This is a genomic window from Cohnella panacarvi Gsoil 349 (assembly GCF_000515335.1).
Taxonomy (GTDB): Bacteria; Bacillota; Bacilli; order Paenibacillales; family Paenibacillaceae; genus Cohnella; species Cohnella panacarvi.
In genome coordinates, this window is the sequence record NZ_KI911563.1 from 4,629,614 (window position 1) to 4,651,216 (window position 21,603).

22 protein-coding genes are annotated in these 21,603 nt (G+C 56.1%); 17 read left to right on the top strand and 5 right to left on the bottom strand.

Features of this window, described 5'->3' with window-relative positions; genetic code table 11:
- The first annotated feature begins 8 nt into the window (after window positions 1-8).
- Both COHPA_RS0122065 and thiI read left to right on the top strand, forming a co-directional pair.
- Window positions 9-1,247, top strand: coding sequence for a cysteine desulfurase family protein (locus COHPA_RS0122065; RefSeq protein WP_027088317.1), 1,239 nt, complete (start codon window positions 9-11; stop codon window positions 1,245-1,247).
- Complete coding sequence (thiI, locus tag COHPA_RS0122070) at window positions 1,244-2,518, top strand: tRNA uracil 4-sulfurtransferase ThiI (protein ID WP_027088318.1); 1,275 nt, start codon at window positions 1,244-1,246, stop codon at window positions 2,516-2,518. Before COHPA_RS0122065 ends, thiI begins: the two co-directional genes overlap by 4 nt.
- A gap of 76 nt (window positions 2,519-2,594) precedes the next feature.
- On the opposite strand, the gene COHPA_RS0122075 is transcribed toward thiI, so the two are convergent.
- On the bottom strand, window positions 2,595-3,338 hold the full coding sequence (locus tag COHPA_RS0122075) for a TerC family protein (protein ID WP_027088319.1): 744 nt from the start codon (window positions 3,336-3,338) through the stop codon (window positions 2,595-2,597).
- A gap of 123 nt (window positions 3,339-3,461) precedes the next feature.
- Here COHPA_RS0122075 and COHPA_RS0122080 point away from each other — a divergent pair, with 123 nt between their 5' ends.
- The 7 genes from COHPA_RS0122080 to COHPA_RS0122110 all read left to right on the top strand — a co-directional run bounded on the left by COHPA_RS0122080 (window position 3,462) and on the right by COHPA_RS0122110 (window position 9,148).
- Window positions 3,462-4,136: a TerC family protein gene (locus tag COHPA_RS0122080; protein WP_027088320.1), complete on the top strand. Its 675-nt coding sequence runs from the start codon at window positions 3,462-3,464 to the stop codon at window positions 4,134-4,136.
- 138 nt (window positions 4,137-4,274) lie between these two features.
- Window positions 4,275-4,757 carry a hypothetical protein gene (locus COHPA_RS0122085; protein WP_027088321.1) on the top strand — a complete coding sequence of 161 codons (483 nt, stop codon included), beginning with the start codon at window positions 4,275-4,277 and terminating at the stop codon, window positions 4,755-4,757.
- Window positions 4,758-5,003: 246 nt separating this feature from the next.
- Window positions 5,004-6,848: a translational GTPase TypA gene (gene typA, locus COHPA_RS0122090; protein ID WP_027088322.1), complete on the top strand. Its 1,845-nt coding sequence runs from the start codon at window positions 5,004-5,006 to the stop codon at window positions 6,846-6,848.
- 42 nt (window positions 6,849-6,890) lie between these two features.
- Window positions 6,891-7,178, top strand: a complete 288-nt coding sequence (locus COHPA_RS0122095; RefSeq protein ID WP_027088323.1) for a YlaH-like family protein — start codon at window positions 6,891-6,893, stop codon at window positions 7,176-7,178.
- 18 nt (window positions 7,179-7,196) lie between these two features.
- Window positions 7,197-7,508 (top strand): hypothetical protein, encoded by a 312-nt coding sequence (locus tag COHPA_RS0122100; protein ID WP_027088324.1) that lies wholly within the window; start codon window positions 7,197-7,199, stop codon window positions 7,506-7,508.
- On the top strand, window positions 7,505-8,611 hold the full coding sequence (locus tag COHPA_RS0122105) for an LCP family protein (RefSeq protein WP_051421772.1): 1,107 nt from the start codon (window positions 7,505-7,507) through the stop codon (window positions 8,609-8,611). Before COHPA_RS0122100 ends, COHPA_RS0122105 begins: the two co-directional genes overlap by 4 nt.
- Window positions 8,612-8,692: 81 nt before the next feature.
- Complete coding sequence (locus COHPA_RS0122110; RefSeq protein ID WP_027088326.1) at window positions 8,693-9,148, top strand: pyridoxamine 5'-phosphate oxidase family protein; 456 nt, start codon at window positions 8,693-8,695, stop codon at window positions 9,146-9,148.
- A 44-nt stretch (window positions 9,149-9,192) separates the two neighbouring features.
- Here the strand turns inward: COHPA_RS0122110 and COHPA_RS0122115 are convergent, their stop codons facing one another.
- Entirely contained in the window at window positions 9,193-9,747 is a 555-nt protein-coding gene (locus tag COHPA_RS0122115; protein ID WP_027088327.1) for a YhcN/YlaJ family sporulation lipoprotein, read from the bottom strand.
- A gap of 203 nt (window positions 9,748-9,950) precedes the next feature.
- Between COHPA_RS0122115 and COHPA_RS0122120 the strand changes: the two genes are divergently transcribed.
- Window positions 9,951-11,282, top strand: a complete 1,332-nt coding sequence (locus COHPA_RS0122120; protein ID WP_027088328.1) for a PhoH family protein — start codon at window positions 9,951-9,953, stop codon at window positions 11,280-11,282.
- Here COHPA_RS0122120 and COHPA_RS0122125 read toward each other — a convergent pair.
- Entirely contained in the window at window positions 11,279-11,785 is a 507-nt protein-coding gene (locus tag COHPA_RS0122125) for a hypothetical protein (protein WP_027088329.1), read from the bottom strand. The two genes, COHPA_RS0122120 and COHPA_RS0122125, sit on opposite strands and share 4 nt — an antisense overlap.
- A gap of 122 nt (window positions 11,786-11,907) precedes the next feature.
- Between COHPA_RS0122125 and COHPA_RS0122130 the strand changes: the two genes are divergently transcribed.
- Window positions 11,908-13,245 (top strand): extracellular solute-binding protein, encoded by a 1,338-nt coding sequence (locus COHPA_RS0122130; protein ID WP_027088330.1) that lies wholly within the window; start codon window positions 11,908-11,910, stop codon window positions 13,243-13,245.
- A 3-nt stretch (window positions 13,246-13,248) separates the two neighbouring features.
- Here COHPA_RS0122130 and COHPA_RS0122135 read toward each other — a convergent pair whose 3' ends face one another.
- Window positions 13,249-14,331 (bottom strand): coiled-coil domain-containing protein, encoded by a 1,083-nt coding sequence (locus tag COHPA_RS0122135; RefSeq protein WP_027088331.1) that lies wholly within the window; start codon window positions 14,329-14,331, stop codon window positions 13,249-13,251.
- 76 nt (window positions 14,332-14,407) lie between these two features.
- Here COHPA_RS0122135 and COHPA_RS0122140 point away from each other — a divergent pair, with 76 nt between their 5' ends.
- On the top strand, window positions 14,408-15,529 hold the full coding sequence (locus COHPA_RS0122140; protein WP_035119737.1) for a class I SAM-dependent methyltransferase: 1,122 nt from the start codon (window positions 14,408-14,410) through the stop codon (window positions 15,527-15,529).
- A 73-nt stretch (window positions 15,530-15,602) separates the two neighbouring features.
- Here COHPA_RS0122140 and COHPA_RS0122145 read toward each other — a convergent pair whose 3' ends face one another.
- Window positions 15,603-15,839 (bottom strand): DUF2626 domain-containing protein, encoded by a 237-nt coding sequence (locus COHPA_RS0122145; protein WP_035119740.1) that lies wholly within the window; start codon window positions 15,837-15,839, stop codon window positions 15,603-15,605.
- A 285-nt stretch (window positions 15,840-16,124) separates the two neighbouring features.
- On the opposite strand from COHPA_RS0122145, the gene COHPA_RS0122150 reads away from it, so the two are divergent.
- The 5 genes from COHPA_RS0122150 to COHPA_RS0122170 all read left to right on the top strand — a co-directional run bounded on the left by COHPA_RS0122150 (window position 16,125) and on the right by COHPA_RS0122170 (window position 21,224).
- Window positions 16,125-16,772: an RsfA family transcriptional regulator gene (locus COHPA_RS0122150; protein WP_027088334.1), complete on the top strand. Its 648-nt coding sequence runs from the start codon at window positions 16,125-16,127 to the stop codon at window positions 16,770-16,772.
- 92 nt (window positions 16,773-16,864) lie between these two features.
- Window positions 16,865-17,776, top strand: coding sequence for a ketopantoate reductase family protein (locus COHPA_RS0122155; protein ID WP_027088335.1), 912 nt, complete (start codon window positions 16,865-16,867; stop codon window positions 17,774-17,776).
- Window positions 17,777-17,779: 3 nt separating this feature from the next.
- Window positions 17,780-18,184, top strand: a complete 405-nt coding sequence (locus COHPA_RS0122160) for a DUF3397 domain-containing protein (RefSeq protein WP_027088336.1) — start codon at window positions 17,780-17,782, stop codon at window positions 18,182-18,184.
- A gap of 110 nt (window positions 18,185-18,294) precedes the next feature.
- Window positions 18,295-19,962, top strand: a complete 1,668-nt coding sequence (bshC, locus tag COHPA_RS0122165) for a bacillithiol biosynthesis cysteine-adding enzyme BshC (RefSeq protein ID WP_027088337.1) — start codon at window positions 18,295-18,297, stop codon at window positions 19,960-19,962.
- Window positions 19,962-21,224, top strand: a complete 1,263-nt coding sequence (locus tag COHPA_RS0122170) for an adenosylhomocysteinase (protein ID WP_027088338.1) — start codon at window positions 19,962-19,964, stop codon at window positions 21,222-21,224. Before bshC ends, COHPA_RS0122170 begins: the two co-directional genes overlap by 1 nt.
- Window positions 21,225-21,603 lie beyond the last annotated feature (379 nt).

Consider the following 21,603-nt stretch of genomic DNA (forward strand, 5'->3'; position numbering starts at 1 on the left):
CAGGGATCATGACGGCGTATGAAGCCGTTATCGATCCCTTTGTTGCGGAACGGGGGATCCGGGTGAACACGCACTATTTCGATCATAGCGCATCTTCGCCGATGTATCCGAAAGTGATCGAGACGATCTCGGATATAATGAAATTGCATTACGCCAATCCGGCTGCTCTGCATCGTGCCGGCTCGGAGGCGGCCAAGCTGGTCGAGCGCGCGCGAGCGAGCGTCGCCGAGCGGTTCGGAGCGGCACCGCAAGAGGTCGTATTCACGTCGGGCGGAACGGAGAGCAACAACTTGGCGATCAGAGGAACGGTCGCGAACGCCGCCAGGTCGTCCAAACACGTCATTACGACCGGGATCGAGCATGCGTCGGTTTACGAATGCGTGAAGCAATTAGGACTTCAAGGCGTGGACGTAACGATACTGCCGGTCGATTCGGAAGGCAGGGTGTCGCCCGAAGACGTTGCCGCCGCCATGCGCAAAGACACCGTATTGGTTAGTATCATGCATGTGAACAACGAAACCGGCGCGATCCAGCCGATCGAAGAGATCGGGCGGATCGTCGCTGGACATGCGCAGGCGCGATTCCATGTCGACGGCGTTCAAGCGATCGGGAAAGTCCCGTTTCATTGGCATTCTTCAGGCGTACATCTTTACTCCGGCTCGGCGCACAAGATCGGCGGTCCGAAGGGAGTAGGCTTCTTGCTCGTGCAAGAGGGCATAAGATTGGCGCCGCTGCTGAGCGGAGGCGGACAGGAGGACGGCATTCGCTCCGGCACGTCGAACGTTCCCGGCATCGTCGGGACGGCGCAGGCGTTGCGGTTAACGATGGAAGGGATGGCCAGGCGATCGGCATTCATGTATGGCTTGCGGAATAGATTGCTGAAGGCCGTAGCCGATATCCCGGAGCTCGTCGCGAACGGGATCGGCATCGAGGAGCCAGTCGATTCGCTTACGCATCGGACGGCGCCTCATATCGTTAATCTTTCCTATCCCGGCATGCGCCCGGAAGTGCTCGTCCATATGCTGGAGAAACACGGCATTCTCGTATCGACGCAGTCCGCATGTTCCTCCAAGAGCTTGATGCCGAGCCGCGTCTTGCTTGCCATGGGCTGCGGGGAAGGGCGCGCGACGGGCAGCATTCGCATCAGCTTCGGCGACGAGCATGCCGAACCTCACATAGAGATACTCGCGGCGGCGTTGAGGCAAGCGGTTGCCGAGTTAAAGCCGCTCGAAAGGAGCAACCGATGACATACGAAATGATCTTAGTCCGCTTCGGAGAAATCACGATTAAAGGCAGAAACCGCAACCGGTTCGAAAAAATGCAGCTCGACCAAATTCAGTCCGTCCTCGGCGGATTCCCCGCGCTGACCTACGAGCGCGCATACGGAAGGGTGTACGTTCGGCTAAACGGCGAAAGCTACGAGCAAGTCGCCGCGCTGCTGAAAAACATATTCGGAATCGTCTCGTTCAGTCCGGTCGTGAGAGTCGCGCACGACTTGCAGGAGATCCGCGAAGCCTCGCTGGCGTTATTGCAAGGAATGACGCCAGCGCCGCGAACGTTCAAAGTGAGCGTTAAACGCGGATGGAAGCAGTTTCCGCATAATTCGATCGAGATGAATCATCTCGTCGGCGCTCATTTGCTGCGCAATACGCCTTCGTTAAAGGTCGACGTGCGCCAGCCTGAAGCCGAGCTGAGGATCGATATCCAATACGAAGGTACGTTCATTTATTGCGTGGTCGAAAAGGGAGCCGCCGGATTTCCGCTCGGCATGAACGGCAAAGCGATGTTGTTGCTGTCCGGCGGAATCGACAGCCCCGTCGCGGGCTGGATGGCGATGCGCAAAGGGCTCGCGATCGAAGCGGTCCACTTCCATAGCTACCCGTTCACGAGCGAGCAGGCGAAGGATAAAGTCGTGTCCCTGGCGAAGCGGTTGTCGTTCTATAGCGGACGAATCAGGCTTCATCTCGTACCGTTCACGGAAATTCAGACGACGCTTGCACAATCGGGCCACGATAGCTTGATCATTACGCTAATGAGAAGAATCATGCTGCGAATTACGGAACAACTCGCGGAGAGGAACGGGGCGCTGGCCATCGTAACCGGAGACAGCTTGGGACAGGTGGCCAGCCAGACGCTCGTCAGCATGAACGTGATCGGCCGCGCTACGGTGCTTCCTCTGCTGCGGCCGCTCGTCATGATGGACAAGCAGGACATCATCGACCACGCGCATCGTATCGGCACGTATTCAACGTCGATATTGCCGTACGAGGACTGCTGCACGCTGTTCGTGCCGAAAAATCCCGCGATACATCCAAGCTTGAAAACCGTCGAGCAGGTGGAAGCGAAGCTGGCGGAATCGATGGAGCGCATGATCGCGGAAGCGGTGGAAGGCACGGAAGTCGTCGTACTGTCCGGCAAAGGCGAGCAGAAGCAATCGGTTGCGGAAGATCGGGCCGCGCCGCCTGCCGAATCCGGCGTTTCGGCGGCCTCCGTAGGATCAGAGGACGATTGGTTTTAGGTTCTATCATACTTAGGCAAACCTAAAAAGCCGTGAAACGCAATTGCGTTTCACGGCTTTTCTGTATGTCGGTCGGTTATGCAGGCTTTGGTCTCTTATCGGACTTGGGTTGCTGTTGCGCTTTGCGTTCCAATGCGGCGCGCCGTGCTTTGACGGCGTTCGTCCATACGCCGGCAACGATGACAAGCGCCGTGATCGTCGCGATGAACGTCCAGCTCAGGACGGGATTCCCTTCGAAACCGCTCTTGAATTGCTCTTCGTGCGTAATCATCTTCGCGGCGGTATACGCCAGAATGCCGGAGCCGATATACACGATCCATTGGAATTTCTCGACGACCTTGATGAACAGCGTGCTGCCCCACACGACGATCGGAATGCTGATCAGCAAGCCGAGTACGACGAGCACGTAGCTCCCGTGTTTGCCCTGGGCCATGCCGGCGATCGCCATGACGTTGTCCAGCCCCATTGCCGCGTCCGCGATGATGATCGTCCGTACGGCCGACCACAACGTTGCGCCGGCTTGGATCTCGGCGTGTTCTTCCTCTTGCACGAGCATTTTATAGGCAATCCATACGAGCAATACGCCGCCTACCGCGACCAAGTACGGAATTTCAAGCATTCCCCACAAGACAAGGAACGTTGCTAGAATTCGGATGGCAATCGCCCCGACCGTTCCCCATATAATCGCTTTCTTCTGATTATCCTTCGGCAAGTTGCGCGCGGCCATGCCGATAACGATCGCGTTATCCCCCGCCAACAGCAAGTCGAAAAATACGATAGCGGCTAACGCCGACCAAAATTCTATGCTCAATAAGTCCATGATCTTGTCCCCCCGATGCACTATTCTCCCTCTAATACGCTGTAAATGCAAGACGGATTCGTAAAAAAGCGGCTTCATATTCTTCCCTGCTTGTACATATGACTGGTATGAGGGGGTGGCTGCATGGGATTCATGGATCATTTCTGGGTGTTCATCGAAATCGTCATCATCAATTTGCTGCTAAGCGGAGACAACGCCATCGTGATCGCTATGGCCGGCAGGCGGCTGCCTGCTTACCAGAGGCGGACGGCAGTCTGGTGGGGAACGGCAGCCGCGATCGCGCTCAGGTGCATTCTGACGCTTGGCGCGGTAGCTTTGCTTCATATCCCCTTGCTGCAGACGGTCGGAGCGCTCCTGCTGCTGGCGATAGCGCTGCAATTGCTCGTCGACCGGAAGGAGCATGCCGCGAATACGAAAGCCGCTTCTACGCTGACCGGAGCCGTATGGACCATCGTAGCCGCGGATTTCGTCATGAGCTTGGACAACGTGCTCGCGGTCGCCGCGGTGGCGGACGGCGACACGATTCTGCTCGTCATCGGGATCGTCATGAGCATTCCGATCATCATTTGGGGCAGTTCCTTTATTATGCGGCTATTGGATAAAGCGCCGGGGCTCGTCTACGTCGGGGGAGGCCTGCTCGGTTATACGGCCGTGGAGATGATGCTGAAGGACCCGGGTTTGCAGCGGTATCGCCATTATCTTGATCCGGATGTCGAGAAGATTCTGCCGATTGCGGCCGTGGCGGCATTGATCCTGATCGCCTTATGGCTGCGCCGGCGTCCGCAGGAGGGGCTATAGGAAGTTTTTAGGCATTATTTTGCAGGAGTGAACTAGTTTTTTCCCCCGAATTCCATTAAACTATAGGAAAGACGTCACGATCCGACACTCGGAAAAGCGGCGATTAGAACGCAAATAGGGCGAACTGGGGGAACTATCGTGAACAGACAATCCGCCGCAGTCGGAATTACCGTTTTGACTGTTGGATTGATCATCCTACTAGGTAAACTTGGCGTATTCGCTTTTATCGGGGCTGTGTTCTGGCCTTTATTCATTCTCATTCCGGGCGTGCTTCTGCACGTGCTTTATTTCGGACGCATGGTACCGTCGGTGACGCTCGTGCCGGCCGGGATTCTGACCGTCATCTCCGTCGTCCTGCTCATCGGGAACTGGTTCGGTTGGGGCACGATGAAATATTTGTGGCCGATGTTTATTTTCTCCGTCGCCGTAGGCTTGTACGAATACCATGTATTCGGCGGCAACCGCTCCCGGGAAATTTGGACGGCCGCCGTCGGCCTCGCGGCGATCTCGCTGCTGTTGTTCTGCTTGACGCTCATCTGGACGTGGGGCATTTACTTGATCGCCGCCGTTCTAATCGCGATCGGCGCTTGGCTTGTGCTTAGACGGCCGCGGACGTGGTAAGTGCATCGGACGAGTTTTTCGTTCGATTACAAATTACGTTGGCTTTTCAATGGAACTAGCGTATAATAGAAGGGATGATGACCTATCTCTCCTTCCGGAGACTTTAGGTCGGTCGTACCGGTTAAGTCCTGTAACGTCGACCTCGCGTCGGCGTTTTGTTGTGCTAAGGGTTTGTACTTGCTAAGATCAACAATCCTAACTTAACGATAACTGCGTTGAGCACGGACATAAATAAGGAGTGGGACCATGCAAGCTAGAGAAAAAATCCGCAATATCGCCATTATCGCTCACGTCGACCATGGCAAGACGACGCTCGTCGACCAATTGCTTCGCCAATCCGGGACGTTCCGCGAGAACGAACAAGTTCAAGAACGCGCGATGGACTCCAACGACATCGAACGCGAACGCGGAATTACGATATTGGCTAAGAACACCGCGATCCAGTACAAAGGCAACCTGATCAATATCGTGGATACGCCGGGACACGCCGACTTCGGCGGAGAAGTTGAACGGATCATGAAGATGGTCGACGGCGTATTGCTGGTCGTCGATGCGTTCGAAGGCTGCATGCCGCAAACGAAATTCGTATTGCGCAAAGCGTTGCAGCACGGCTTGACTCCTGTCGTAGTCGTGAACAAAATCGACCGTCCGGCCGCTCGCCCGGCTGAAGTCATCGACGAAGTTCTCGAGCTCTTCATCGAGCTCGAAGCGAACGACGAACAGCTCGACTTTCCGGTCGTCTACGCGTCCGGCTTGAACGGCATCGCGGGCAATTCGCCGGATAGCCTGGAGCAGACGATGGAGCCGCTGTACGAGATGATTCTCGAGCATATTCCGTATCCGAAGGAAGATACGGAAGCGCCGCTGCAATTCCTTGTAACGCTGCTCGATTACAACGAATACATGGGCCGCATCGCGATCGGCCGCGTGAACCGCGGCAAAATTTCTCAAGGCCAAGTCGTCGCGGTGCTTGATCGCGAAGGTAAAGCGCGTCAAGCCCGTATCGAGAAGCTTTTCGGCTTCCAAGGGCTGAAGCGGGTCGAGATCGATCAAGCCGCCGCCGGCGATATCGTCGCGATCGCGGGCTTAAAGGACATCAATATCGGCGAGACGATCGCAGATCCCGCCAATCCGGAAGCTTTGCCGGTTCTTGCGATCGACGAGCCGACGCTGCAGATGACGTTCCTCGTCAACAACAGCCCGTTCGTCGGCAAAGAAGGCAAGTTCGTGACATCGCGCAACCTCCGCGAGCGTCTGTTCAAAGAACTCGAGACGGATGTCAGCTTGCGCGTGGAAGAGACGGACAGTCCCGACGCCTTCGTCGTCAGCGGACGCGGCGAGCTTCACCTCGGCATCCTGATCGAGAACATGCGCCGCGAAGGCTTCGAGCTTCAAGTATCCAAGCCTGAAGTTATTATTAAGGAAATCGACGGCGTGAAGAGCGAGCCGATCGAACGTCTTCTGATCGACGTACCGGAGGAAAGCATGGGCGCGGTCATGGAAAGCTTGGGCACGCGCAAAGCCGAGATGGTCAACATGATCAACAACGGAACGGGCCAAATTCGGCTTGAATTCCTTATTCCGGCGCGCGGCTTGATCGGTTACCGCACGAACTTCCTGACGCTGACGCGCGGCTACGGCGTCATGAACCATGCGTTCGACAGCTACGGACCGCTAGTCGTCGGCCAAGTCGGCGGACGCCACCAAGGCGTGCTCATCGCCAGCGAGACGGGCAAGTCGACGATGTACGGCATGCTTTCCGTCGAGGATCGCGGCATCCTATTCTTGGAACCGGGCGCGGAAGTCTACGAAGGAATGATCGTTGGCGAGCATACGCGCGACACCGACATCATCGTTAACATTTGCAAAGAAAAAGCGTTGAACAATATTCGTACGGCGAACAAGGAAGAGACGGTACGCATGAAAACGCCGCGTCTCATGTCCTTGGAAGAAGCGCTCGAGTATTTGAACGACGACGAGCTTTGCGAAATTACGCCTAAGAGCGTGCGTCTGCGCAAGAAAGTGCTTAATAAGAGCGAGCGCGACAGATACGAGAAGCAACGCCGCGTAGCGGCGGAAGCCGGCGTATAAGCTCATAAGCATATGCAGCTTTGAGTGATGGAGGGATTATCCGTGCAGCAATGGTTTCACGAGCATCAGCTCATCTCCTATCTGCTAATCCTTGCGTTTACGATCTATATTTTCAACGCCGTGTTCAGACCGGGAAGACTCCCGATCCTGAAGGAGGTCGTCGTCTATCTCATGATGGCGGCCGGTTGCGGCATTCTGCTTATCATGCAGCTCGACAGGCTCCCGATCATCCAGTGCATGTCGGTAGCGGTAGCGATGATGCTGCTGCTCCGGCTGCGCCAGCTGTACGATAAGAGACGTAACTCCCGCAAAGACAGCAAGCCTTCTTAAGAGGAGAGGGATACAGCGATGTCGTTGATGGATGCGCTTTTCTATTGGCTTCAGATGAAGTGGGTAATCTCCGCTCGCCCCGACGACGAGGCGGCGAAGGACACGCTTCTCTTTTTTGCCCAAATTTTGTCGGAAGATCACGAATTGACGTCGTTCGATGTCGCTTCGGTCGAGCCCGCGAAAGTGTACGTTACTTATGCGGCCAAAGACGGAACGACGCGCACGGTATGGTTCGATCGCGAGGCCGTAGAGCAACTGAACAGGGAAATGTTCGGCATTCAAGGCGATCTTGACGGTGCAAGCGAGGACGACGGGGAGGAACCGCATTGAATCAGCATACACCTATGCCGCCTCGATCGAGCAGCAGAGCCAGCACTCGGTCGTCTAAGAGCACGAAGAAGAGAAAGATTCGCTGGGGCAGAATCGTCTTCATTCTAGTATCGCTCGTTATTATATCTTTGGCATCCTACGCCGGTTATCTGTACATGGTCGGCAAGAATAACCTACATAAAATCGCCGATCAGGACCCTACCGCTCCTCCGATCCCGAAGGATCAGAAGGCGAGCGTCAAGCCGGTATCGATCGTACTGCTCGGCCTCGACTATCGCAAGCAGCTAGGCAGCATGAATACCGACGTCATTATGGTTGCCGCTTTTAACCCGATATCGAAGACCGCGACCGTCGTCTCCATTCCGCGAGACAGCGATCTGAAGCTGGAAGGATATAAGAAACACAAGGCCAACGCCTGGTACGCGATCTACGACTCCATCGCCCGCAATGACAATGGGCTCGAAGGCGAAGCGGCGAAAGATTACGCCCGCGATCATACGCGGGAGATGCTAGGCAAGTTTTTCGGAATCGATATCGATTATACGGCCGTCATCGACTTCCAAGGGTTCATAGACGTCGTTGACGCGCTCGATGGCGTTAGGGTTAACGTCGACAAGGATATGAGATGGGTCGATAAAGCCGACGGCACGAACATCGATCTGGTGGCCGGCGAACAAGAGCTGGACGGAGAAGACGCTCTTGGCTTCGTCCGGTACCGGAAGTCGAACCGCGGAACGGCGCCGTCGAGCGACTTCGAGCGCAACGAGCGCCAAAGCCAAGTGCTGGGAGCGATTATCGACAAGCTGAAGTCGTTCGGCAGCATTACGAAGATCGACGACGTCCTGAACGCCGTCGGAGACAATATGCGCACGGACATTCCGGAATCGCAGCTCGAAGCGATGATCAAGAAGTACTTCGGCATCGACAGCTCGGCGATCCGATTCATCCCGCTGGAAGGCGAATGGATCAGCCCTTACGTCGTCCTAGACCAAGAGAAGCTAACGGAAGCGAAGCAGGCGCTGCGGGAGGAATTGCTCCCTGAAGGCCGTCCGGCCGAGACGCCGGAATCGACGCAAGGCGCGGAGTCTTCGTCCGGCAATTAAGCCGCGCGCGGGCAGATTGTCCGTTGGAATCGATTGGCGCGTATGCTATAATGGAGCCAGTAACGTGACGGAGGGCTGCGGATGGCAGATACGACAACCGTTCTCAACGACGCGCTTTACGCGCAGCTTCAGAAGCAAACCTTCGTGCTCCTCCACACCGTTGATGCCGATAGCGGCAGTCCGACGACCAGCGCAATCTCGTGGATTTACGCCGTAGATCCAACGCGGCTGCGGCTTGCCTTGGATGCCCGGTCCCGTCTTGTCGCCAACATGGCGAAGAGTCCCGAGACAAGCGTTACGCTGTTCGGAGGCGAGTCCGTCCATGCGATCTACGGCAGAGCGGTTATCGTTACGGATCACCTCGAAGGCGTTCCGTTCCCGCTTGCTTGCGTCGACATCGAGATTACGGCCGTCAGAGACGCCATGTTCTACGGCGCACGTCTGACCGCTGGCCCGGAAGTGGAGAAAACCTACGATAAAAGAGCCGCCGACCGCTTGGATGGACAAGTGTTCGACGCGATGAAGAAAGCCCAGTGATGCTCCTATCACTGGGCTTTTCGTCTTTATAAACGGCTTGTCCGTCATGGATTGGGTTCGTTCCGTTCAGTCGTACCATGGTTCTCGGGCGCCTTGGGAGGAACGATGTTGCGCGGAATTTGCGGCACGAGCCGGCCGACGATATCGGCCATCTCCTCCGCGAAGCCGGCAATCGGCCTTCCTCCTTGGATGTCGGCCCTAATCTCGCGAAGCCGTTGACGAAGGTCCATATCCGCGGTCACCAGCGCGTCGACCCCGTAAGGATCTTTGCGGAACGCTTCCGCTACCGCGTATTTCACCGTACCGACTTGCGCGCGCTCCATTCGGTCGTCGACGTCGATGCCGACGATGGCGTAATTGCCGAACACGACGCAGTTCGCGCCTTTAACGCCCGGAATGCCGCGAGCAAGCTGCTCTAGATGAGCGGCAACCTGCTTCGAATCCGCGCCGGCGATTCTGGACGGCTTCGTGGATTGCGCTTGAACCCCGCCGTTATTCTGGTTCGGCGCCGCCGATCGGTTTCCGCAGCCTGTTACGCTCGCTGCAATGCCCAACAGCAATAGGAGCGAGCTGCAGGCGATTCTCATATTTCGTTGCATGTCTTGTTCACCACCCTAGTCTGGAGGGATGCCCGGTAAGCCGAAAGAACGACGCGATTATCGCGAAGCCGTCGGCTTTCACAGGAAGTGGATTATTGATGGTTGTAGTGTTCCCTGTCGTTCGTGCACTATGTAACGTTAATGCCAAAAGCGTAAACGAAAACTAATCGCAAGCTAATCCGCTGATCCGGGAGGGAATACGATTGAGAAAAATTTACGTGCTCGATACGAACGTGCTGCTGCATGATCCTCTCTCCTTGTATGCCTTCGAAGACAATGAAGTCATCATACCTTCCATCGTGCTCGAAGAGATCGACTCGAAGAAGAGGCTGGCCGACGAGATCGGACGCAACGCCAGGAACATCTCGCGGGAGCTGGATCGCATGCGGGAGCTCGGGCAACTGCACAACGGAGTACCGTTGCCTCAGGGCGGGTTGCTAAAGGTGGAAATGAATCATCGCCGGTTCGTCAGAGTACAGGAGTCGTTCGGGGAAATGACCAACGATAACCGGATACTCGCGGTGGCGTTGAATTATTATATGGAGGAGCAGGAGAGCGACGAGCCGCGCCCGGTCATCATCGTCAGCAAGGACGTACTCGTGCGGGTGAAAGCCGACGTTCTCGGCATTCCCGCGCAAGATTATTTATCCGATCACGTCCCGTCCATATCCGATCAATATACGGGACATCTGACGCTGCATGTTCATCCGTCCGTCATCGACGAATTTTACTCCTTCAGAATTCTCGCGATCGAGCAATTGGGGATCAGAGCTTCGCTTCATCCGAATGAGTTCGTCATTCTGCGGGATGAGCTGGGAACGTCTAAGTCGGCGTTGCTTAAAGTGTCTCCCGACGGGAAGAAGCTAGAGCCGCTGCATATGAGCAACGACCCGGTGTGGGGCATAACCGCCCGCAACGCCCAGCAGAGGATGGCTCTCGAGCTGCTGTTGAACGACGATATCCCGCTTGTCACGTTGACGGGCAGGGCGGGGACGGGCAAGACGCTGCTTACGCTCGCGGCAGGGCTGATGAAGGTCGAAGACGAGCATAAATTCAAGAAGCTGCTGATCGCGAGGCCCGTCGTGCCGATGGGCAAGGATATCGGTTATTTGCCGGGGGAAAAGGACGAGAAGCTGCGTCCGTGGATGCAGCCGATTTACGACAATCTGGAGTATCTATTCGATACCAAAAAGTCCGCCGATCTCGATAAAATATTAATGGGGCTCGGGAGCATCCAAGTCGAGGCGCTCACCTACATTCGAGGCCGATCGATTCCCGGGCAATTCATCATCATCGACGAGGCGCAAAATTTAAGCAAGCACGAAGTGAAGACGATCGTATCGCGGGTCGGGGAGAACAGCAAAATCGTCCTTCTGGGCGATCCCGAACAGATCGACCATCCTTATCTCGACTCCCAAAGCAACGGTTTAACTTACTTGGTCGATAGATTCAAGGAGGAAGGGATCAGCGGCCATGTGACCTTAGAGAAGGGAGAGCGTTCGAGATTGGCGCAGCTCGCCACGGAGCGACTCTAATATTCCCACGCCGCGGCGCAGCCATAGGCTTGCACGACGCGATCGGCCAGCGATGCCAGTTGCCGGTCGATAAGGTGCACGCTTCCCTGGGCTGACGATAGCGTGCCGATCAAGTGCTCTTCCAATTGCAGCAAAGCCGGGGCGGGTTCCGCTACCGGCTTTGTCGCCGTTATCTGGAACGCGGCGACGAGATGAAGGTCGAAATAGACGTTGCCCGAGCGGGCATGGATCGCATAATCCGCGTATAATGCGCCGGCCTTGAAACGTGCGGAAGCCATCGGAGATATCCTTAAGAGCTCCAGCTTCTCGTAATCGACTTCTCGCCGATGAAGAAAGTCTGCCGCTTCGGACGCGATCTCCGGCGACTCGAACATTAGAATTTCCTCCGCTCGGTCGCTCGGCTTCGCGAGCCTAACGATTTCGGTCATGACATCGGCGGACGGAGTGACGCGGTTATTAATTGGGCTCATTATCAGCTCGATACCGTTAATCCGAACAAGCATAAGAGTGTGCCTCCTTCTATTAAAGCGCTGCCAAAAAAACGAGACAGTACCGGATCATTCCTGTATGATGGAGATGAGTAGCATTAGCAGTATTTCACAATGCGATGAAAAAGGTGACTGCAGTGGCGCGTCGGAAGATCGCCCTAATCCTAATATTGGTCGGCATGATGGTGCTCATTCTCTCTCCTTGGAAGGAGACTTCGCGGCCACAAACCGTTCCGGCGGTCGCGATTCCGCAGGCGGAGCCCGCCATCGTCTCCGAGCCCGCCGAATTGGCGATGCCGGCCCGCTTGTCCGTAGCCGTGGCGATGGAAGAAGAGGCTTTCCAAATGCTGGCCGAGCAGAACGTCGAATTTCGCAAGCGGCATCGAGACATCACGGTGGCGCTCACGCGCGTGGAGCCGGACAACGCCTATCGATATTTTCAGCGGGCTTCGGAGATGGAAGAAGCGGCGGACGTTATGCTGCTAAGCAGCGATTGGGTAAGCGAATTCGCCGCTTCCGGCTATTTGCTGCCCGTTGAAGCCGCATTCGTCGGGAAAGCCGAGGCGGAGCAGTTCGATGCTCTGATCGCGCCCGTGAAGTGGAACGATTATAAGTGGGGAGTCCCCCTTGATTTCGATCCTTACGTTCTCGTATGGAACGAGACGCTGCTCGAACAATGGCTCGGGAACGGCGTTTCGTTGCCGCTGACGATCGAGCAGTGGGGAGCCGTCGCAACCAAGAGCGCAGAGACGTTCGGCAATCCGGTCATCGCTGCCGGGCAGCAGGATGCGGATGCGAGCCAACCTGCGTCCGGTCCGATCAGTTGGTTGTCGATCGATCCCAACGATCCTTACGCGCTTCTCTCCTGGCTAGAGAACGCGGCCGGCACCCGAACGGACACGCTATGGACGGACGGCGGAGAGAGCTGGGCAGCATCGCCGCTCGGGAATGCGCTTGAGCTTGTCGACGCGTACAGAGCAGGCATGAGATTCGCATCGTCGGCCGCGACGGTCCGAGATCAGATGTACGGCGGAGATACGCTGGTCGCCGCCGTACCGTATTCCGTCGCCATGGAACTGATGGATAACGGCAATCCTTCGGTCAAGCTGAAGCTCGATCATTCTTCATGGAGGCTGCCTTACGTATGGCCGCGCGGAACGAGTTACGTGATGTCTTCCGGCACGGCCGTCGAGGAGGCGGCGATGACTTGGATTTCGGAAATGACGGATGCTTCCATCCAGTCGGCGAACGAGAAGAGGTTAAATCGGCTGCCCGTCTATCGATCCATCTATGACGGCGATACGGGCAGTCTCTCGAACCTGTTGCCTTCGCGAGGCGGGCAATCGTTCCCGAACCAAGCTTCGTCCATGGACGGCCCGGAGCTTGCGGGGCGCCTGCTGAAGCTGAAGTCGTTATGGCAGCAGTTCGCGTCAAGTCAGCTTTCGATAGAAGAGTGGAAGCAGAATTGGTCTTAGTCGCTAACCGACTTTAAGCGCAACGATTAGCTTTCCGTCCTCCATCGAGACGCTTTGAGCCTTTATGTACTTGATCAGCTTCTGCGGATAGAAACCAAGATCGAATTCGCGCTCTAAATCCGCGCGCGTCGTATCCGGAAGGGCGAGTCCGTTGAAAACGAGCTTATCGACATGAAAGAGGATGGCATTCTCCGGCTCGTTAACGACTTCGTACCGCCCTTGGATCATGACGCTGATATTGCCGTTGTCGCCGTTCATCGTCAGCAACCCGTCATCGAACGCAAACGCGAAATGTTCAAACCGATTATCCTTGGATCTTAAGAATTCGTTCAACTGCTCGTCGGTGATGGTCAGCTTGGCTTTAAGCCCGCTCGTCTGCAGGATGCCCGGCGTGTCCTTGACCCACTGCGGCAAGTCGTGCATGGCGTCCGCCAGCGCCCTGAAGTGCTGCTTCACCTCGTACAGCCCGACGTTGTTCCAGTAGGCTTGGAGTTCGTCCATGAGTTGTCTCATCAGTTCGGAGTCGCCGCTCGCGGCTAGCGCGTTGTCGACCTCTTGCCGCAGCGCCGTGATCCGCTTGCGTTGGGCGACGAGCTGTTCGGAGACCGAGTCCAGCTCCGACTTGTGGGATTGCAGCACGGCGTAGCCGTTCCTTAGCTCATCGTATTGTTCGGCGTAGCGATCCATCGTCTTCTGATCGGACCTGACGACGATATCCATCATGTCCCACGCGCGTATGAGGTCGGGCAGCGATTTGGACGATAATAGCGCGTCCAGCCAGAAGTCTTTGTGACCCATATAATATTCGCGAAGGATGCGCCCGGCTTTCTCGCGCTGCACGACGATCGCGATTTCTTGCTGTTCCAGACTTCGCTCGGTCGTCTCGATTGACCCTTGCGTCTCTTCGCGAAGCTTGGATATTCGTTCGATTTCCCTGTCCAGCTCGACGACGGATAAGCTTTTCTCGAGCAGTTGCCTCGTCTCTTCGTCCATCGGCTCCGCGTTAACCGGAACAAGCGCTTCGGCTCTGGCGATGACAAGCAGCAAGGCGATAACGATGAGAACGGCCCATCTCAGCCGATGCATGCCACTCCTCCTTTCGGATGCGGTCGTTCTTGAATATTATAATAGGTCAGCACCTATGGGGAAAGGTACCGATACGATGGATGCCAATCGATCGACCACGCCGTTAACGGCGATCATTAGAGCGGAAATCGCGGAGTTGTCCGCGATCTCCTTTCACCATTATATGTCGCTTTGTCTCTATCATCCCGAATACGGCTATTATCGTTCCGGCAAGACGCGAGTCGGCCGGGAGGGAGATTTCTATACGAGCGCGTACGTCGGGGAAATCATGGGAGAGCAATTGGCGAGCTCGATCCTCCGATTAACGAACGAACGATTCGCCGGTTCGGACGCCGTCGAAGTCGTCGATTGGGGCGGGGGGACCGGACGGTTAAGCCGCGCGATGTTGGATGCCTGGTCGGACAGCGGCGAGGCGGGGAAGCGATTCGCGTTAACGGTGATCGAAGGAAATCCCGAACATCGGCAAGAGGCCGGCGAACAGTTGGCCGCGTACATAGATGCCGGAATCGCGCGCGTCGTAGGCGGACAGCTTGACCGGTTGCCCGATTGGAGCGATCGACCCGTCGTCGTCGTAGCGAACGAACTGCTGGATGCGTTTCCCGTACATCGGATCGCAAGACGCGACGGCCGGATTGTCGAGTGGGGCGTAACATGGGACGAACGTTCCGAGTCGTTCGTTTCCTGTATGCTTCCGCGGAGCGGGACGAATTGGTCCGCTTGGTTGGAGGAACAAGGCATTACGTTATTGGAAGGCCAGACGTTCGAGGTGAATCCGGACGCAGCGGGATGGATTCGGGATTTAGCGCGGCGAACGAACCGGGCGCTGCTCGTCCTCATCGACTACGGAGACGAAGACAGGGAACTGTCCGCGCCCCATCGCATGGACGGGACGTTGCTCTGTTACGCCAAGCATCGCGCCCATAACGATCCCTATATCCTTCCCGGCGAACAGGATTTGACCGCGCACGTCAACTTTAGCCATATGCGCCGAGCGGCGGAGCAGTCGGGCTGGCGTCAGATTTGGTACGGGACGCAGAAGCGATTCTTGGTCGAATCCGGCGTCATGGACAAGCTCGCCGAACACCGGAACGCGGATCCTTTTCATCCGCTCGCAAGGCGTAATCGGGCCATCCGCCAATTGCTGCTATCCGACAATATGAGCGAGCTTTTCAAAGTGCAAATTTTCGAACGAACCTAACGGGACAACATAAAAACCGGGTACATGCAGATCGTCGTCTGCGTATACCCGGTTTTGCTCGTTGTCGTTGGTTTTACAAAGGAATTCCCATTTCGAATACGGACCAATAGGTGAACCCGAGGAATGCGAGAACCATGTATCCCCAGAACATCATGAGGTATGTCCGTTCCGAGAAGTTCAAGTATCCCAGCAAGAAGAATGCGGCCGTCTGGAAGAAGAACAGCAGCGACATCTCATACATATCGCCCGCGAATGCCATCAGACCGATGACCAGCGTCCAGAAGCCAAGCACCCGAAACATACGTGCCACGAAGTATCCCCCTCTCTAACTAAAGCATATTATACCTTTTGCCCAAAATGGTGTAAACCGCAACTCGTGACGAATTGGCAAACTTTTCGCTTTATCGAATAGCATTGCCCGACGGCGGGCGAATTATGAACGCGCGGTTAGGTAATGCGCTTACAGCGGGAGGTATAGTGATTCAAAAAATGGTTATACATAGAAGTATCCGATAGATTCTATGAATTCTACTCCGGGCATAGAAATGTACAAAGACGTAAGCAGACGGAACTTAACAAGGAGGGAATAGCTCCCATGACGGCTATTAGACAAGACGCATGGAGTCCGGACGACGATATGATCCTGGCGGAAGTCACCTTGCGTCATATACGGGAAGGCAGCACCCAATTGGCGGCATTCGAAGAGGTCGGACAGCGAATCGCCCGTACGTCCGCCGCATGCGGATTCCGTTGGAATAGCTGCGTTCGCAAAAGATACGACGAAGCGATCGGGCTTGCCAAACAACAGCGCCAGAAGCGCAATTACTTGAAAAAGCAAGGCATCACGACGATTTCCGGAACGGATCGGATGATCGTCGAAGAAGTCGAATCGACCGGCAAGAACGATCTATTATCCGCCGAATCGATGTCTTTGGAAGCGATTATACGCTACTTGCGCCAGTGGAAGAGCACGGTTCAAGAGATGAGCAGGCAGATCCGGCAGCTAGAGAAAGACGTGAAAGAGAAGGAAGAACGGCTGAACGAGTACAGAGAGCTGAACGAACGGTTGTCTAAAGAAGTGAATGAGGTACAGACGGACTATAGAGTCGTGAACGATGACTATAAAGCGCTCATTCGTATAATGGACCGGGCTCGCAGGCTCGCTTTTCTAACGGAAGAAGTCGACGAAGATCGGACAAGATTCAAGATGGACGCCAACGGCAATCTCGAACGAATCGAATAGCCGGCAACCCGAGTCGCCCGCGAGGACTATCCTCGCGGGCTTTGCTTTGGTATCTTAAGCACATAGAGAACGAATGGGGAAGGAAGACCGCCATGTCCGCTTATTGCATCGTCGGGGGAGGCTCGCTGGGCTTGCTCCTGGCCGGGAAGCTCGCCGCTGCGGGCTCCGAGGTGACTGTCGTCACGAGAAGCTCCGAGCAAGCGAGGAAACTATCGGAGGACGGGATAACCATAGAAGACGTCGCTACGGGCGCGCCGAACGTAACCGCTAAAGTTCGGGCCGCGTCGTGGGAGGGCGCTCCCGTCGCGGACGGGCTTACGATACTGACCGTGAAGCAGACGGCGTTAACGCCGGAATTCGTCGTTCGGCTCGCGGCAATCGTTCCGTCCGGAGGCGAAGTCGCCCTGTTCCAGAACGGCATCGGCCACGCGGAGAAGCTGCGCGCGGCGTTGCCGGACCGGAAGATCATGCTGGCGGTAACGACGGAAGGGGCTAAGCGGGACGGGCCGACGACCGTTCGCCATACGGGCCGGGGAGACACCCGCATCGGAGAGTCGGGTTTGCTGGAAAGAAGTCTGGTACAGGCAGGATTTTCCGTTATTTTGTCGAACAAGTTGGAAAGCGACGTTATGCGCAAATTGCTCGTTAATGCCGTCATAAATCCTCTTACCGCCTTGCTGCGGATCAGGAACGGGCAGCTGCCAACCTCGCGGGAGCGGCTGGAGTTGATGCGCAGCCTGTTCGACGAAACGTTCGAAATCGTACAAGCGCGCGGTTTCGCGGAAGAGAGGGAAACGATGTGGCAGGCGGTGCTGGCCGTCTGCGAGAACACCAAACATAACGAATCGTCCATGCTGCAGGACGTCGCTGCGGGAAGAGAGACAGAGATCGAAGCGATTAACGGTTCCGTGTGTCGACTGGCCGCGGAGCAGGGCAGGAAGGTGCCTTGGAACGAGGCGGTAACCGCGCTCGTGAAAGCCACATATACAGGCAAGGGAGATTAAAAGATGAGTACGATCTACGACGCGCTCAAGCATGTGTATGCAAGCGTCGCCATAGTGCCGATTATCCCGTTTTTGATCGTTTTTTTCTTTATGCGGGCTAGAACCGGCGACCGGAAGATGGCGATCCGCAAAGCAATGGACGTAACGACCGTTTTCCTCATCACTACCGTCGCCGTTCTGATCAATAATCGTTTCGGCGGGTCGTTCGGACTTTATTTGATTCTATTGATCATGCTGATTCTCGCAGGACTGATCGGCAACGCGCAGAACCGGGCACGGGGCAAAGTCGACGCGGCCAAGCTTTTCAGGGCCGTGTGGCGGCTTTCGTTTTTCGGCATGGCGGTTTTATACGTCTTGTTGATGTTCGTCGAAGTCATCGTCATCTTCGGAAAAGCAGCGAACTCATAGTCAAGGAGCTGATCCAATCGGGAGCGGCTTCTTTTCTTTTTGACGAGTATTCGGGTCTTGTGTACAATCAACTGTGTATCTAATTTGACAGATCGGGGGGGACACTCCCTTTGCATATTGCCTCATTAACCGAACGTAACGATAAGTCAATCGTCGAAAAGTTCCGTCAAGGAAGCACGGAAGCAACGGAATTATTCGGACTGCATCCCGCTAATGCCGACCATTGGCGCATCAGGGCGGCCGCGCTTGACGCGACGGTCGACCGCAGAGCAAGCACAGGAGCAATCGCCTCGGTCATTCGCGAATATCATCGCAGGCTGCCCGCGCGCCTTGAAGCCGATCAATCGATCGCCAAGCTTGAACGAGGCGACGCGCTAGTCGTCGTCGGCGGTCAGCAGGCGGGATTGTTCGGCGGCGCGCTGCTCATCTTCTACAAGGCGCTTACCGTAGTCCAGACCGCTCGCTACGCGGAGAAACTGCTTGGAAGACCCGTCGTTCCGGTCTTCTGGATCGCGGGCGAGGACCACGACTTCGACGAAGCGAATCACGTCAACATCCAAGCGGCGGACGGCAGCGTAAGACGGCTTCGCATCGACCGTCCGGAAGGTCCGCGCCTGGCCGTAAGCCGGACGCCGATCTCGGCGGAGGAATGGCGGGCTTCGCTGCAGGAGTTGGCCGCCCAGCTTCCCGATACGGAATTTAAGCCTGAATTGCTCGCTCGCCTGCAAAGCTATGTCGAGGATTCGCCTACCCTTAGCTTGGCATTCGCAAGGCTGCTGGCCGATTGGTTCGGCGGCGAGGGGTTGGTGCTTCTCGATGCGGACGATCCGGCGCTGCGCGCTCTTGAAGGCCCCATGTTCCGCGACTTGATCGGACGCAATGACGATCTGGAGCGAGCGTTGAAGCTGGGCGAGCAACGCGTCAGCGGGCGGGGCTTTCCGTTGCAAGCGGAAATTGCGGACCGCAGCGCCAATCTGTTCCTGCATCATGAGCAAGGCAGATTGTTGCTTCATAAGGATGGGGACGGTTTCGTAGACCGCAGAGGCAACGTCGTCTATACGAGAGAGCAATTGCTTGCCCTGACGGAATCCGCGCCGGAGCAATTAAGCACGAACGCCCTCACTCGGCCGCTAATGCAAGATTACGTGCTTCCGGTGCTTGCAGCGGTGCTTGGTCCGTCGGAGCTCGCCTATTGGGGAATTCTCGGACCGGCTTTCGAAGCTTTTCAATTCTCGATGCCCTTATTGATACCTCGCCAATCTTTCACCTATGTGCCGCATACGATCGGGAAGCTGATGGACAAATACGAACTATCGATCGAAGCCGCATTGCATGAATGGACAGACCGGAAGGCGCAGTGGCTTAGCCGTCAAGACAGGTGGAATCTCGAAGAGAAGTTCGAGCAAGCTAGAATGCAATTCGCGAGCCTGTACGCGCCGATCATGGATGCGGTCGGTTCGTTGCAACCGGGATTGGCCAAGCTGGCGGAGAGCAACCGGGATCGGATCTTGGAGCAAATGTCTTACTTGGAATCACGATCTATCGACGCGATCGCCAAACAGCATGAAGCAGCGCTCCGGCAATGGGATCGTATTCAGGTTACGCTCTCTCCGCTCGGCAAGCCGCAGGAAAGAGTATACGGAACGATTCATTACTGGAACCGATACGGCTCGGCATGGCTATCTCAATGGCTGAACGTCCCTTACGAGGTGATGGGCGGCCAGCGCGTCGTCGAGAGCTTGGTTCCGATGAAAGAATACAATGGGGGGAATTATTAATGACGACGAAGACGAAAAGCATCGTGCGCGACCTAGCACTAGCACCTGAAGGAAAACTTAAGATCGATTGGGTTCAAGCGCATATGCCCGTGCTGAACCGAATTCGCGAGCAGTTCGAACGCGACCAGCCGTTCAAAGGACTTCGCGTGGCCATCTCTCTTCACCTGGAAGCGAAGACGGCCTATCTGGCCAAAGTCGTGCAGGCCGGCGGCGCCGAAGTCGTCATTACCGGCAGCAATCCGCTGTCCACGCAAGACGACGTGTGTGCGGCGCTAGTCGAAGACGGCGTCACCGTATTCGCGAAGTACAATCCGGACCCGGTCGAGTATAAGGAACTGATGGTTCGAACGTTGGAGACGAAGCCCGACCTCATCATCGACGACGGCGGCGACCTCGTATCGATTCTGCACGCCGAGCGTCAGGATTTGCTGGCTAACGTGCGCGGCGGCGCGGAAGAGACGACGACCGGCATTCTGCGCCTGAAGGCGATGGAGAAAGACGGCTCGCTCAAGTTCCCGATGGTCGCGGTCAACGATGCGTTCTGCAAGTACTTGTTCGATAACCGTTACGGCACGGGACAATCGGTATGGGACGGCATTAACCGGACGACGAACTTGGTCGTGGCGGGCAAGAACGTCGTCGTCAACGGCTACGGTTGGTGCGGCAAAGGCGTCGCGATGCGCGCCAAAGGGCTAGGCGCCAACGTCATCGTAACCGAAGTCGACGCGATTCGCGCGGTCGAAGCGTACATGGACGGCTTTACGGTGCTGTCGATGGCCGAAGCGGCCAAAGTCGGCGAGTTCTTCGTCACGGTGACCGGTAATAAAGACGTTATCCGCGGCGAACATATCGCGAATATGAAGGACGGCGCGATTCTGTCCAACGCGGGCCACTTCGACATCGAAGTGAACCTGGTCGAGCTGGCGGCCATGTCGACGAGCAAACGCATCGTTCGCCGTAACATCGAGGAGTACACGCTGAAGGACGGCCGCCGCATTTACGTGCTGGCGGAAGGACGTCTCGTCAACCTGGCGGCGGGCGACGGGCATCCGGCGGAAATCATGGATATGACGTTCGCGCTTCAAGCGTTGTCGCTTCGCTACGTGAACGAGAACTACAAGCAAATCGGCAGCAAAGTCGTGAACGTGCCTTACGAGCTCGACGAGCAAGTGGCGCGGACGAAGCTGGAGTCGCTCGGCATCTCGATCGACACTTTGTCCGAAGAACAAAAGGCTTACTTGGAGAGCTGGACGGCTCACTAATAGAGAAGTTGACTTACGGAAATCCCGCATGCGCGGTTGTCGCGCAGCGGGATTTTTGCTGTGGTGCGCGAAATTCCGGCAGAGACACGTTGAGTATCCATCATTCGTCGGTTGATCGATTATAGCTCATGGTGTTTCGTAAACGACATTGCGACTTGGGTGGGCTATTCCATGTTTTCGCTCCCTTTATAACGGTATCCCCTTCGCTCAGTACCCTGTATTCCGTCTACAACTGTTCGACGTAACCCGGTGACGCCGCGCTAATGCGTGCGTCCACGCCAATTCCGTCTCAGTAACTCGGTAGCACCGCGCTAATGCGTGCGTCATCCGTTCCTGAGCGACGGGGATATCGTTATAAAGAAGATTTTTTACCTCCCCC